This window comes from Rubritalea spongiae, from assembly GCF_042652385.1.
In the GTDB taxonomy this organism is placed as follows: Bacteria; Verrucomicrobiota; Verrucomicrobiia; order Verrucomicrobiales; family Akkermansiaceae; genus Rubritalea; species Rubritalea spongiae.
Genome location: NZ_JBHSJM010000001.1, coordinates 1,427,822 through 1,440,627, shown reverse-complemented (window position 1 = coordinate 1,440,627; position 12,806 = coordinate 1,427,822). Strand labels below are relative to the sequence as shown.

Here is a 12,806-nt window from a genome sequence, read left to right as displayed (position 1 = left end):
GAGCGGGAAATGTAAGACTACAAACTAGGGGTTATAAGGTATGTTTGGAAGTGCAGGACGATTGAGCGAGGTGGCAATTTTGTTGAGTTCTTCTAATTCCGCTGTCGAAAAAAGGAGACCGCCAGCTTGTTGTGTACGCTCCGCAGCTTCTGCTTCTAACTGTCCAGGGAGGAGACATTGTTGATTGCCGTGGCCTAGAATGTCATCGATGACTGCTTTGACGTTTTCTTTTTGGTTTCTGCCTGCTGCGAAAGCATTTCCACTCATTGCTTCAGGATGGATGATTTGGAAAAAGAAGGAGGAGGTTGTCTTTTCTTCTGGGTTGCTAGCCTGGGTTCCACGGATGGTAGGGATGGAGCCGCCGATGTAGGCTGCGACGAGTTCGTTGACGAGTGAGAGTCCGTAGCCCTTGTGTCGGCCAAAGGGGAGGAGTGAGACGGCTTTCGCTGGATCAGTTGTGACATTGCCATCGGCGTCGACAGCTGATTCAGGAGGGAGGGTACCGCCCTCGCGCTTTAGCTGTTGTACGCGACCCATGGCTACAGTGGAGGTGGCCCAGTCGATACAGATTGGGAAACCTAGCTCGTTTGTTGTGGGGAATGCCCAAGTGTGTGGGTTAGTTCCCAAGGTTGGAAATTTTCCACCAAAGGGGACAACTTCTGCGAGGGTTGAGGTGCAGTTGGTGTAGGCGATGTATCCGCGATTTGCTGCATCGATAGCATATCCGCTGCCCCATAGGTAGTGCCAAGCATTGTCTACTGAGACCATGCCGATTCCGTGTTTGTCGGCGAGTTCGATAGCGCGGTTGAAGGCTTCTTTAGCGACGAGCTGTCCGAGCTTTTTGTTACCGTCCCAGACTTCAGCAGCGGTGAAACGATTTTCTAACTTGATGAGCTCAGCGCCTGGGGTGCAGTTGCCAATGGCGGAGCCTAGGAGTTCATCGAGGTGGAGTGCTTTGAGTGCATTGTGCGTACGGTTGCCGTGAGTAGTGGCGACGGCAGCAATTTCTGCAGCGGCACGCGCTTCTTCTGTGTTAAAACCGCGAGCGATGAAGGCTGCTGTTACGAGTTCATTGTGCTCTGCTGTGGAGACAACGTGCATGACTTCTTTAGAGTTGTTGGAGGACATCTTCGATGATTTTGGAAATAGGTGAATGTATGGAAACGGTAATGACCCCAGTTTCTGCTGTGGGTGATTCTAGAGTGGCTAGCTGGCTGTCTAGCAAACTAGATGGCATGAAATGAGTTGTGTTGTTTGAGCGCTCTTGGATACGTTCTAGCAGTGTTTGTTTATCTCCCTCTAGAAAGATAAAGGTGAGATCGCCTGCATTTCTGAGAATATCTCGGTATTGTTTTTTGAGAGCTGAGCAAGCCGTGACAGAATTGCCACGAGTGTCGTGAATAGTCTGAGCGAGCGTCTCTAACCACGGGCGTCGGTCGTCGTCGTTTAGTGGAGTTCCAGAGGCCATTTTATCGACGTTGGCTTGCGGGTGGAAGTCATCACCATCGTAGAAAGTTGCTTGCAGAGCGTCTGCAATAGCTTGACCGACGGTGGACTTTCCGCAGCCGGATACTCCCATGACTATGATTTTCTTGCTCATCAAGTTGTAGTGAAAAAGATCTAGCGATTGACGATATTTGGGCAGGCATCTGCTCCTTGCTCTAGAATGGTGATAATGTTTTGCGCAGCGGTGGATGCCATAGCTGCGTTTGATTCTGCGGTGTTAGAGCCAACATGAGGAGTGAGTAGGACGTTAGGTAGAAGTCTGAGATCTTTATCTGTAGCTTGTGGCTGATAGGGTTCTTGTTCGAAGACATCGAGGCATGCACCTGCAATGTCGCCATTCGTGAGAGCTTGGTGGAGGGCAATTTCATCGACGAGGGCACCGCGGGCTGAGTTTACCAAGACTGCGCTGTTTTTCATTTTTGCAAACATGTCAGCATTTGCGATGTGCTTGGTAGCAGGGACGACGGCCATGAGTAGGACCACGTAATCAGCTTCTGCCAGAGCAGCATCGCGGTCGGTGGTGTACTTGCGAAAGCCTATTGAAGATTTCAGGCTAGTGTATTTTTCTTCAGGTTGGATATCGACACCTGTCACTTCCATTCCGAAACCGAAAGAGAGTTTTTGACAGAGACTTTGGCCGATGCGTCCAAAGCCGAGGATAGCGACCTTGCGACCACGGAGTTCGACACCAGGCAGCGGCTCCCATTTCTTGGCTACCGTAGAAGAGTGGGCGGTGTGGAGATGACGGGCGAAGCTGCCAATCATCCAGCAGGCGTGTTCAGCGACGGCGTTGTCGAGTACCCCAGGTGTGTTAGCTACATAAAGGCCGTTCTGTGTGGCGAGTTCTTTATCGATGCTGTCATGTCCGACACCGTAGCGAGCGATGATGCCGCCTTCTGGAAGCGCTGTGTAGAGGGAGCCAGTGTACGGGTAGATGTCGGCAATGAATGCCTTTACGTCGTTTTCTTTAATTTGTGCAGCGAGAGACTCTTCTTCTTCGTTGACTGGAACGAAAGAGTATTTGGTTTCTGCGTTGAGGCGTTCGAAGGTGGATCGAGCTTTGTCGAAGGAAATATTTGAAACATAAATGATGCTCATGAACATAAACTGACAAGATTAATGAAAGTGTACAAGATTGACTCGCGTATGAAGTGTTTATAAATTGCGACAGCATGAATACATCACGACCACAAATTTTATATATAGGAGACAGAGAAAGTTTTTTCTCTAGAGAAGTGTTGCGAGGGGTATTCTCTATGCGCACGGCGGGTTGCGACTGGAATTATTGGTGTGTCTCTTCTGATATTACTCCTGAGGAATTAGAGGAATACTTAGAATTGCGAAAGGTGGATGGGATGTTGGTTCGTGGTCTCGAAGAGAACAAGGCAAGAGCTATCGAGAAGTTAGATGTGCCTACGGTATTTATTCGATCAGTCGAAGGTGAAGAGGCTGAATACATCAATGGTCCGCACCCAGATGATCAGGCAATTGGGCGTTTAGCCGGTGAGGAATTTGGCTATTTAAACTTGGGGTATTGGGGTTTTGTGCACTGGGAGGGAGTGATGTGGTCAGAAGCTCGGAAGAAGACATTTCATGCTTATGCTACTCAATTAGGTGTGCAGAATGACACTCTGAGTCTGCCGCAGGAAGCTCGCTCTAACTGGGCTGGGGTGCAGCGAATTGCTGAATGGTTAGAGAAGCTCCCTAAACCTTGTGGGGTGCTGGCCTGTAAGGATGATGCTGGACTTGATGTGTTACAGGCGTGCCAGATGTTAGGATATATGGTACCAGATGATGTGGCGGTGATCGGGGTAGATAACGATCGCTTGCTTTGTGAATCGTCCAGCCCTGCGCTAACGAGTATTGATTTAAAAGCTGCAGACCTAGGGCGGGCTGCGGTGGTGCAATTAGGAAAAATGTTAGGAGTGCTGGGAGATGAGGTGGAAGTGCCGCAAGCTCCAGCTGTGGTAGTGACGAGGGAGTCGTCTCAGCGAAAAGAGCGCTATGCACTGATCTGTCAGCGTGCGCTTGATTACATCGATGCTCGTCCTCTGAAGAATCTCAATGTCAATGTGGTGGCTAAAGGATGTGGAGTGTCGCGTAGAGCCTTAGAGCGGGCATTTGCGAAATATTTAGGCGAGAGCCCAGCTGCGGTGATGCGGAAAAAACGAGTCGCGGCGATTGAATTACTGCTGAAGGATAGGACTGCGAGTTTGGAAAGTGTGGCACATCAAGCGGGATTTTCTGAGTGTTCGGGGCTATCGAACTTCATTAAGCGTATGACGGGGATGAGCCCTGGCGAGCTGCGAGATGAAAATTAGATAAAAGAGATTAAGTTTCGATGTGGTGGTAGGAAAATTATCTGTATTCCTAAGATGTTGAATGTGAGTGGAGATACTAACAAAGTCTAACTATCGGTGGCGAGATGGGGAGATCTGTGTTAGTGGGTAAGTATGTCAAATTCAAATAACCCAGTTGTAGGGGCATTGCGCCAAGTTGTAGCAGATTGCTATGCGTTACTAGGACAAACTCATCTCTGTCATTGGAATGTAAGAGGTCCAGGATTCTTTGCACTTCACACAGCATTTGAAGAACAATATACGGAATTATTTGCAGCTGTAGATGAGCTTGCAGAGCGCATTCGTGCTCTAGGAGCTTTGGCTCCAGGTGGTTTGTCTAACCTTGCCAAGCTTTCCCCGATTGAAGAAATTGCAGAAGACTCTAGTGCAGAAGCGATGGTTGAGCATTTGGCCAAAGCGAATGAAATCGTGGTGGCTAGCTTGGCAAAAGCTCGTGATGTAGCAGCCGAAGCCGAGGATTCAGAGTCCGAGGATCTTACGATTGCTCGTATTCAGGTGCACCAAAAAACAATTTGGATGCTGAAAAGTTACCTCGGAGAATAAGTTACTCTTTTATATATTAGGCCTGCGCGTAAAGCGTGGGCCTTTTTTAGTATTCGACCTTTGAAAGTGTGAGCCCATCGGAGGGTGCGCAATAAGGGGATCGGCCATTAGGTAGATTTTCAGATTGGTCTAACAATGCTAAATGATCATCTAGTCTGAGTTTTCCTTGGGCGGTGTAGACTGCTGCTCCAGTGAGTAGACGGACCATTTTATAGAGGAATCCGCTGCCAGTGAAGGTGAGTGTGAACCCTTCTTCTGTTTCTTTTACGGATGACTCTGTAATCGTACGCTTGTAGCAGGTTTCTTCATTTTCGTTACCTCTGAGTGCTGCAAATGCACGGAAGTCATGCGTGCCTAGGTAATGTTGCATTGCTATTTCGAGAGTCGATTTATCGAGTTGGCGAGGGAGATGCCAAGCTCGACCTGAAAGCATGGGGTGGAGAACAGGTTGCATGGCTAGAAAGTAAGTATAGGTTTTTGATTTCGCCGAGAAGCGTGCGTGAAAATCGGAGGAGACTTCTTCGCAGTCGAGCACGCGGATGGTGGCTGGAAGTTTGGTGTTGAGAGCAGGAACCCAGTTGTATGGGTTCATGTCAATGCCAGCGGGAGTGTCAAAGTGTGCGACTTGTGCGTCTGCATGGACACCAGTATCGGTTCTGCCGGAACCTTGAATCTTGACCTTTTGTTTGCCGATTTGCTCTATAGCGCTTTCGATTAAATCTTGAATTGTATGGCCGTTGGGTTGAGTGGCCCAGCCAGAGAAACGTCGGCCATCGTAGGCTACAGTAATTTTAAGTCGCATGTTGAAATATGTTTCTAACATGACACCGACAGAGGAGTCACGTGAGAAGTGCATTGCTAGTTATAAGCTGCGCTCCCCTAATTGGGGGGGTAGACAAATTGAAGCGTTTGTTTAGTGTATATTCAACTTCAGTTACCAGAAGACGAATCTCTTGTGTGTGGCTGTCTTTAAGCTTCGGAACCACTCGATGGCCATGAGTTTAAAGGCAGCTTTCTGGTAAAAGAAGCTTTTAAAATGCCCGAAATACCCTCAACGAGGTTGGTAGTGAGAATTCTGCCGACCTCGTCCTTTTTAGAGTCGAAGCTTAGTTATTTTCAGAAATTTTAGTGGAGTGCTTAAGTAGGGATGTTCTTGCAATTCTGAAAACCCTGTAGCTTGTTGAGCAGCGAGTGGAATACATGTCGTGAAATGAAGTTTTATATGGCGTGTAATGTACTATGAAATTTTGACAAATTTACGTATAGAAGCGTATGATTACTACTTTTTCTTGTACACGGCTTGGCATAGTCGCAAGCATTACATTTGCTTTTGCACTCTCTAACTCCGAAGTTCTATCGGCAGATAAATCTATACAAACTGATGGGGTTATCACGCTGTTCAATGGCAAGGACCTTAGTGGTTGGAAAATCGTGGGGGGGAATGGCGAGTTTAAAGCTGAAGACGGGTGCATTCTTGGTTTTGGGGAAAATGTGAAAGGAAATACATTCCTGTGCACTGAAAAAACGTACACAGATTTTGAGTTAAGTTTTGAGTTCAAGTTTGATGATCGGAGTGGCAATTCTGGTGTGATGTTTCGAGCAAACCAAAAGGCAAATGAAAATGGTCGAGTGTTCGGCTATCAGTGTGAAGCTGATAACGGCGATCGTTGTTGGACTGCGGGACTGTATGATGAAGCGCGCCGTGGTTGGTTGTTCCCTGTGAAAGGAGGAGGTGATGAGGAAGCTAAGCAACGCCTTGAATTCTCAAGGCAGGGTAGAGAACTGTTTAAGTGGGATGACTGGAATACCATTGTGATTCGGTGTGAGGGCAATCATATTCAAACGTGGCTGAATGGTGAAAAGCGTGTCGACTTCAGAGATGAGAATAAGGACCACGATACCCGTGAAGGCTTTATTGGCCTCCAAGTACACAACGGTAAATCTTGTAACGTGCGCTGGAAAAATATTCAGCTCAAGCCGCTTAAACTAGCAATTCAGAGTAAATAGACGATGATACCTCTATGGTTTGTTTCTGTCTGATTAGGTGGCAGCCTTTTGTGTGTCACGCCCAACAGGGAGATAGAAAAGGGCAAGTGCAGCAGAGATTCCACCGTCTCTATTGTTATCACGAGTTCAAGCTATTTAGTGATTTCAATTGGTGGACGGCTTTGTGTTCGAACCAATTGTCGAAGTTGCTAAGATTCATCTACCTGTAGCTTTGGCCTTTGATGCTGAGCACCAAGAAAATGGGCTGCTGGCCGTTCGGGGATTACAGGAAAGTGCTCTAAGATCAATGGATTATGGGTGTACGAGCCTGTTGGAGGAGAGCGTTTTAATACAGCACAGGAGATGCCAAAGTTTGTTCAGAGAACTGACCTTACAGATGAAAATTTAGCATGACTGATGACCTGCCTTCGTTATTTGAGAGACAATAAAGGCGGCGTAGTAAAAGCCGAGCTCATGAAGAAGGTGCGAGAAGAGACTAAAGATCGCAGCGACAATTATACTCAGAAGAAGTTGAAGAAATAATAGAGAAGTTTGTTTCGCACTAGACAATATTTCTAGTGCGAAATGTCTATCGGATCAGCAGAGCTCTAAGATTTTACTTCGAGTGTGCCCTCGGTGACGCCTAGTTTCTCCATGATTCCGAGGTCTTGCCAAAGTAGGTGCCCATCGGTCTTTTTACTGATGAGCTGCTGGTAGGCTTGGAGTGTGAGAGATGTAGCGGTGGCGTCTTCATTGAGGAAGTCAATGCGGTAGCGGCTGAGGCCCGTGGCTCTTACTTCATCATAGAAGCGAGCACCAGTCTGGGCGCGGCCATTAAAAAGTGTGTTGCGGCAGCCAACGTCTGCCATGAGCGTGTGGAGCTGGCCGACGCGGTCACGGAGTTGAACCTGATGTTTTTCACAGGGACGGCCGCAGTCTTTGTAGCTGGTGCCCTCTGACATGAAGGTACAGAAGACGCAGTGCTCCATATGAAACATAGGCATGTGCTGGTGCAGGGTGAGCTCAAACCAATCGCTAGGTGCATTGTTGAGCATATCTAACAGTTGATGGATGTTAAGATCGTAGGAAAGTGTTAGGTGATCGAGAGCTGCGTGCTCTTTGAGAATTTTTGCTGTCGCTGGGTTGGCGCAGTTGAGGGAGAAGTCGCCGGTGCGGTAGAGTCCGTCGTGGTCTTCGAAATAGCGAACGGCGCCGAGGTTGCGGATGAGAACGCCATCGGGTTCGGCTTTATCGATAAATTTAAAGTAACCGGTTTCTTGAGGTTTTTGGATACGCGGAGTGGCGAGATGGATGGTAGCGTCTCCGCCAGCCGCACGGACGATTTCGACTGCTTCTTTATAGCGACGGATGTCTTCGAAGTCGGCGTAGATGCGCTTGATGCCGTTTTCGAGGGCGGCTTCGATTTGATGAGGGTGACGGGTGAGGACAGAAAGCTCGGCTGAGGACACCGCGGTTTCGGTTTTCTCCGGCATTATGTCGGCTAGAGACTTGGTGGAAACTGGTTTTTCAGCTGGCGTTTGGAGGTCGGTTTGTTGGTCGAGTTTTTCGACGAGAGCTCGGCGGAGTCGGTTGAGTGCGGAGACTGGAATGATGAGACCTTCTTCGACTTGATTATCAACGGAACCGAGCTCGTAGGCAGTGTTACCGAGGCGACCGAGTTGTTTTTCTAACAGTTCAGTGGTGAGTGGGCGATTTTCAGCAGGTTCAAGAATTTCTGAGGTGCTGACCGAGATGCCATTGCATTCGAGGGTGAGTGAGGTGCCGGCGACTCCTGAAGCTTTGATGTGAAGATCGCTGCGAAGTGGCTCGAGTTTGGCATTTTTCCAGAGTGCTTTGATTTCGGAGTTGAGCTTTGGGTCGTCGGTTTTGTAGATGACGATGCCTGGTTTGATGCGGTCCCAATTGATTTTAGAATGCTTGCGGTGGAAGTTGAGTACATCTCCTTCGACAGTCCAGATGCGGGTGCCTTGTTCGAGGTTGCGGTTTTCGCCAGCATCGAAAACGATACCGTCGCCAGCCTTGAGTCCGTTTTCACCTTCTTGATTAAGAACGATCCATCCTGGGCCACAGTTTTCTACTGTGCCGATTCTAACACCTCGTTTTTTACCAAACTTGCCATGGGTTAGATAGGGGTGATTGGTACCTTCGAGCCAGCCGGTGGACAGGCCACGAGAGAAGGTCATTTCCATGGCGTAACGATCGCGCTTAGTAATGGTAGATGGACGGTTGGCGACTGCGTCATCGATAGCCTTGCGGTAAACGCGGGTGACGGCGGCGACGTATTCAGGTGTCTTGAGGCGACCTTCAATTTTATAGGAAACTACTCCTTGATTGACGAGTTCAGGAATGAGATCGACAGCTGCGAGGTCTTGCGGTGAGAGCAGGTAGCGCTTTTCTCCCATGTCGACCGTTTCGCCATCGACTACGAGTTCGTATGGCATGCGGCAGGCTTGGGCGCATTCGCCTCGGTTGGCCGAGCGCTGGCCGAGGGATTCAGATGTGAGGCATTGGCCTGAATAAGCGACACAGAGAGCTCCATGGACGAAGACTTCGAGCGGAACGCATTCGCTTGGATTGAATTTTTTAATTTCAGTGAGTGAAAGCTCGCGGGAAAGGACTGCGCGGTCGAGCTTGTAAAGTGAATCGATGAATTCTAATCCCTCGGGAGAGGTGATGGTCATCTGGGTGGAGGCGTGAATTTCGATGGATGGAGCGACAGTCCGGCACAGCATCGCTAGGCCGAGGTCTTGGACGATAATGGCATCGACGCCGGCGCGTTCGAGGAGTCTGAGCTGCGCTTCGGCGGCTTCGAGTTCAGAGGTGAAAATGAGGGTATTCATGGTGACGAATCCCTTAACGCCGTGAGCGTGGAGGAAGTCCATGAGTTCAGGGAGGTCTTCGTCGGTGAAGTTGTCGGCACGCAGGCGCGCGTTGAACTTAGAGAGTCCGAAGAAAATGGCATCAGCACCATTGGCGACGGCGGAGCGTGCGCAATCCCAGTTGCCAGCGGGAGAGAGGAGTTCAGGTGTGCGGTCGGTGTCCATGGTGATGCTATGTGAGTAGGTGTTGCTTGGCGAGGTTTCGCCGAGCGGCGGTGTGCACCGAATCTAGCGCTAATCCAAGAAAATAAAAGCCTTGTCACTAACAAGGAAAGTACAGCGATAGTTTAAACGAAAAAAGCCTTTCTCGGAGGTGGAGAAAAGCTGTGTGTTTAGTGGTGAATGAAGTTTTGTCTAGATGTCTAAAACGATGCGGCCATCGATCTTGCCCGCACGCATTTTATCGAAGATGGCGTTGATGTTATCGAGTTTATCCATGGAATAATGTGAAGCGACGAGGCCCTCAGCTGCAAATTCGAGTGATTCTTGGAGGTCGAGGCGCGTGCCAACGATGGAACCACGGACTGTCTTGCGGCTGAGTACGGTGTCGAAAATGGGAAGGGGGAAATCGCCAGGAGGGAGTCCAACAAGTGACATGGTTCCGCGCTTGGCAAGCATGCCATGACCTTGGGCAAAGGATTTTGTGCCAACTGCAGTGACGACGACACCTTCAGCTCCACCGAGGTCTTGGACTTCGGCGATCGGGTCGGTTTCTAAGGCATTGATGACTTTTTGAGCACCAAGTCTGGTAGCGAGTTCGAGTTTATCATTGGAAATATCAACGGCAATGACATGGAGTCCCATGGCTTTGGCGTATTGGACAGCGAGGTGACCGAGACCGCCGACTCCAGAGATGACGATGGTATCGCCGGGGTGAGTGTCGGTTTCTTTGATCGCTTTATATACGGTGACGCCGGCGCAGAGGATGGGTGCTGCGGGAGCGAAGTCGAGTCCGTCTGGTAGGTGGCCAACGTAGTTCGGATCAGCGAGCATGTATTCGGCGAAGCCGCCATTGACGCTGTAACCGGTATTTTGTTGACCATCACAGAGGGTTTCCCATCCGCTGAAGCAATGTTTGCAACAACCGCAGGCGGTGTGCAGCCAAGGGACGCCAACGCGATCGCCTTCTTTTACATTTTTTACTCCAGCTCCAACTTCTGCCACGTAGCCAACGCCTTCGTGACCGGGGATGAAGGGTGGGTTTGGTTTGACTGGCCAGTCACCATCCGCGGCATGGAGGTCGGTGTGACACACGCCGGAGGCTTTGACTTGAACGAGGATTTGTCCTGGCTGGACTTGTGGTTTTGGGACCTCACAGACGTCGAGAGGTTTTCCGAATTCGCGAACGACAGCAGCTTTCATGGTTTCTATGTATTTTTTACACTTAAGGCTAACATGCTTACACGGAAAGTGTAGCTTTGACGAGGATAAGTAGGTGATGAGCTTGTTGTTTGAAACTTATTGACGGAGGAGGAGAGATTACTGTTGTATGTTAGGTGAATTCTTTTTGTTTGTTTAGTCTAACAGTCACTCTTATTTATTGTAGAAATGATCTCCCAACTGATACGCCACACGCGCTTGCTTGAGATAGTGGGCGACATGATCAAAGTGAGAGCGAAAGATGTCGCGCTAGGGGATTTGGCAATGGTTAAAAATGTGACAGGTGAGAGTTCGCTGGCACGGGTGGTGGAGCTGGAGGGGGAGGTGGTGAGTTTGCAGGTTTTTACCGGGAGTAAGGGGCTCTCCACAGATGCTCAGGTGCGGTTCCTCGGACACCCGCAGCAGGCGATTTATTCGGAGGCTATTTTAGGTCGTATCTTTGATGGAGCTGGTGAGCCGATAGATGGCAAGCCGACTTTGGAGTTTGATCGGCATGTGGAAGTGGATTCACCGACGGTGAACCCGATGAAGCGCGTGGTGCCAGATAAGATGATCGAGACGAATGTGCCGATGATCGATGTGTTCAATTGTCTGGTAGAGAGCCAGAAGATTCCTATTTTCTCGGTGGCGGGTGAGCCATTTAACCAATTGTTAGCAAGGATTGGTTTCCAGGCGGACGCTGACATTGTGGTTTTTGGGGGGATGGGCTTGATCTATGACGATTATTATTTTTTCCGTCAGGCTTTTGAGGATCACGGTGTGTTTCACAGAACGGTGATGTATGTGAATCAGGCTTCTGACCCCATTGTCGAGCGCTTGGCGATTCCGGATTTGGCCTTGGCAGTGGCTGAGCGATTTGCAGTGGAAGAAAGTAAACGTGTGCTTGTGTTGTTGACCGACATGACAGGGTATGCGGACGCGATGAAAGAGATCGGAGTTTCGTTAGAAAGAATTCCCGCGACACGTGGATATATGGGTGATTTGTACACTCAGTTAGCGCGTCGTTATGAGAAGGCTTGTGACTTTGAAGGCGCCGGTTCGGTTACTGTTTTAAGTGTGACGACGATGCCTGGGAATGACGTGACGCATCCCGTTCCTGATAACACGGGCTACATCACCGAGGGGCAATTTTATCTGCACGATGGCGTGATCGATCCCTTCGGTTCGCTGTCGCGGCTTAAGCAAAATGTGATAGGCAAAGCGACACGTGAAGATCATTCGCAGCTGATGAATACGATGATTCGTTTTTATTCTGAGAGTCAAGAGGCGGAGAAGAAGAAAGCGATGGCGTTCGAGTTGTCAGCGTTTGATGATAAGCTGGTGAAATTTGGTAAGCTCTTTCGTGAGCGGTTCATGAAAGTGGATGTTTCGCTACCTTTGTTAGAAGCTCTCGATACAGGTTGGGCGACTTTAGCTGAATGTTTTGAGGCGGAGGAACTACTGATGAAGCAGGAACTCATTGAGAAGTATTTCCCAGAGAAAGGAATGTAGTTATGGGAAAGGCGGTACTTAGTAAAAGTGGATTGCAGCGAGAGCGTGAGAGCTTGAAGCTGTATCACAAAGTGCTGCCGTCGCTCGATCTGAAACGTCAGCAATTGCTGGGCGAGCAGAAAAAAGCTGAGCGAGAGTATCGTGCATTGCAGGAAGAGTTTGCTCCTATGGCGTCACGCTTAGCGGAGCAGCTGCCGATGTTGGCAAAGCCGAGTGTGGATCTCACACAGTTTATTCAAATTACGGACTTGGTACAATCTGTGGAGAATATTGTGGGAGTGAAAGTTCCTTTGTTAGAACGCTTGGAATTTGAAGTGAAAGATTATGCGTTTTTAGGGACTCCGCAATGGGTGGATGCCGCGCTCGATGGTTTGAAGGATTTTGCCGAGTTGAAGGTGCGAGCTCAAGTGGGGAAGGAACGGTTAGAAATTTTGACCAAAGCGGCGCGGAAGATTACGCAAAGGGTTAATCTATTTGAGAAAGTTCTTATTCCTGAGGCAGAGGAAAACATTAAGAAGATTCAGATTTACTTGGCTGATGCAGAACGCTCTGCAGTGGTGCAGTCTAAGTTAGCTAAAGCGAAGGCTAAAAAACGCGCTGAGGCTGAAGCTCTGAAAGGAGGTGGAGTGTGAGCATCGTG

12 protein-coding genes are annotated in these 12,806 nt (G+C 49.1%); 6 read left to right on the top strand and 6 right to left on the bottom strand.

Annotated elements, in window-relative coordinates; translation table 11 throughout:
• Positions 1 to 24 precede the first annotated feature (24 nt).
• The 3 genes from ACFPK9_RS06605 to ACFPK9_RS06595 are packed head-to-tail and all read right to left on the bottom strand — an operon-like array spanning position 25 to position 2,604.
• Complete coding sequence (locus ACFPK9_RS06605) at positions 25 to 1,128, bottom strand: Ldh family oxidoreductase (RefSeq protein WP_377094043.1); 1,104 nt, start codon at positions 1,126 to 1,128, stop codon at positions 25 to 27.
• Positions 1,109 to 1,600 carry a gluconokinase gene (locus tag ACFPK9_RS06600; protein ID WP_377094042.1) on the bottom strand — a complete coding sequence of 164 codons (492 nt, stop codon included), beginning with the start codon at positions 1,598 to 1,600 and terminating at the stop codon, positions 1,109 to 1,111. Before ACFPK9_RS06600 ends, ACFPK9_RS06605 begins: the two co-directional genes overlap by 20 nt.
• Before the next feature lie 20 nt (positions 1,601 to 1,620).
• Complete coding sequence (locus ACFPK9_RS06595) at positions 1,621 to 2,604, bottom strand: NAD(P)-dependent oxidoreductase (RefSeq protein ID WP_377094041.1); 984 nt, start codon at positions 2,602 to 2,604, stop codon at positions 1,621 to 1,623.
• A gap of 158 nt (positions 2,605 to 2,762) precedes the next feature.
• Between ACFPK9_RS06595 and ACFPK9_RS06590 the strand changes: the two genes are divergently transcribed.
• Positions 2,763 to 3,827, top strand: coding sequence for a substrate-binding domain-containing protein (locus ACFPK9_RS06590; protein WP_377094040.1), 1,065 nt, complete (start codon positions 2,763 to 2,765; stop codon positions 3,825 to 3,827).
• Between the two features lie 132 nt (positions 3,828 to 3,959).
• On the top strand, positions 3,960 to 4,409 hold the full coding sequence (locus ACFPK9_RS06585; RefSeq protein ID WP_377094039.1) for a Dps family protein: 450 nt from the start codon (positions 3,960 to 3,962) through the stop codon (positions 4,407 to 4,409).
• Between the two features lie 46 nt (positions 4,410 to 4,455).
• On the opposite strand, the gene truA is transcribed toward ACFPK9_RS06585, so the two are convergent.
• Positions 4,456 to 5,265 carry a tRNA pseudouridine(38-40) synthase TruA gene (truA, locus tag ACFPK9_RS06580; protein ID WP_377094038.1) on the bottom strand — a complete coding sequence of 270 codons (810 nt, stop codon included), beginning with the start codon at positions 5,263 to 5,265 and terminating at the stop codon, positions 4,456 to 4,458.
• Positions 5,266 to 5,681: 416 nt separating this feature from the next.
• Here truA and ACFPK9_RS06575 point away from each other — a divergent pair, with 416 nt between their 5' ends.
• Together ACFPK9_RS06575 and ACFPK9_RS06570 are read left to right on the top strand one after the other, a co-directional pair.
• A complete protein-coding gene (locus ACFPK9_RS06575) occupies positions 5,682 to 6,416 on the top strand; it encodes a 3-keto-disaccharide hydrolase (protein ID WP_377094037.1) in 735 nt (244 codons plus the stop codon).
• Between the two features lie 396 nt (positions 6,417 to 6,812).
• Entirely contained in the window at positions 6,813 to 6,938 is a 126-nt protein-coding gene (locus ACFPK9_RS06570; RefSeq protein WP_377094035.1) for a hypothetical protein, read from the top strand.
• Positions 6,939 to 7,003: 65 nt separating this feature from the next.
• Here ACFPK9_RS06570 and ACFPK9_RS06565 read toward each other — a convergent pair whose 3' ends face one another.
• Together ACFPK9_RS06565 and adhP are read right to left on the bottom strand one after the other, a co-directional pair.
• Entirely contained in the window at positions 7,004 to 9,460 is a 2,457-nt protein-coding gene (locus ACFPK9_RS06565; RefSeq protein ID WP_377094034.1) for a U32 family peptidase, read from the bottom strand.
• A 189-nt stretch (positions 9,461 to 9,649) separates the two neighbouring features.
• On the bottom strand, positions 9,650 to 10,657 hold the full coding sequence (gene adhP, locus ACFPK9_RS06560) for an alcohol dehydrogenase AdhP (RefSeq protein ID WP_377094033.1): 1,008 nt from the start codon (positions 10,655 to 10,657) through the stop codon (positions 9,650 to 9,652).
• Between the two features lie 186 nt (positions 10,658 to 10,843).
• On the opposite strand from adhP, the gene ACFPK9_RS06555 reads away from it, so the two are divergent.
• Together ACFPK9_RS06555 and ACFPK9_RS06550 are read left to right on the top strand one after the other, a co-directional pair.
• Positions 10,844 to 12,166 (top strand): V-type ATP synthase subunit B, encoded by a 1,323-nt coding sequence (locus tag ACFPK9_RS06555; RefSeq protein ID WP_377094032.1) that lies wholly within the window; start codon positions 10,844 to 10,846, stop codon positions 12,164 to 12,166.
• Between the two features lie 2 nt (positions 12,167 to 12,168).
• Positions 12,169 to 12,798, top strand: coding sequence for a V-type ATP synthase subunit D (locus ACFPK9_RS06550; protein ID WP_377094031.1), 630 nt, complete (start codon positions 12,169 to 12,171; stop codon positions 12,796 to 12,798).
• Positions 12,799 to 12,806 lie beyond the last annotated feature (8 nt).

What these genes read in the sequence shown, in the direction of transcription:
- ACFPK9_RS06605 (WP_377094043.1), bottom strand. Translation starts at nt 1,128, where the DNA reads ATGTCCTCCAACAACTCTAAAGAAGTCATGCACGTTGTCTCCACAGCA.
- ACFPK9_RS06600 (WP_377094042.1), bottom strand. Translation starts at nt 1,600, where the DNA reads ATGAGCAAGAAAATCATAGTCATGGGAGTATCCGGCTGCGGAAAGTCC.
- ACFPK9_RS06595 (WP_377094041.1), bottom strand. Translation starts at nt 2,604, where the DNA reads ATGAGCATCATTTATGTTTCAAATATTTCCTTCGACAAAGCTCGATCC.
- ACFPK9_RS06590 (WP_377094040.1), top strand. Translation starts at nt 2,763, where the DNA reads ATGCGCACGGCGGGTTGCGACTGGAATTATTGGTGTGTCTCTTCTGAT.
- ACFPK9_RS06585 (WP_377094039.1), top strand. Translation starts at nt 3,960, where the DNA reads ATGTCAAATTCAAATAACCCAGTTGTAGGGGCATTGCGCCAAGTTGTA.
- truA (WP_377094038.1), bottom strand. Translation starts at nt 5,265, where the DNA reads ATGCACTTCTCACGTGACTCCTCTGTCGGTGTCATGTTAGAAACATAT.
- ACFPK9_RS06575 (WP_377094037.1), top strand. Translation starts at nt 5,682, where the DNA reads ATGATTACTACTTTTTCTTGTACACGGCTTGGCATAGTCGCAAGCATT.
- ACFPK9_RS06570 (WP_377094035.1), top strand. Translation starts at nt 6,813, where the DNA reads ATGACCTGCCTTCGTTATTTGAGAGACAATAAAGGCGGCGTAGTAAAA.
- ACFPK9_RS06565 (WP_377094034.1), bottom strand. Translation starts at nt 9,460, where the DNA reads ATGGACACCGACCGCACACCTGAACTCCTCTCTCCCGCTGGCAACTGG.
- adhP (WP_377094033.1), bottom strand. Translation starts at nt 10,657, where the DNA reads ATGAAAGCTGCTGTCGTTCGCGAATTCGGAAAACCTCTCGACGTCTGT.
- ACFPK9_RS06555 (WP_377094032.1), top strand. Translation starts at nt 10,844, where the DNA reads ATGATCTCCCAACTGATACGCCACACGCGCTTGCTTGAGATAGTGGGC.
- ACFPK9_RS06550 (WP_377094031.1), top strand. Translation starts at nt 12,169, where the DNA reads ATGGGAAAGGCGGTACTTAGTAAAAGTGGATTGCAGCGAGAGCGTGAG.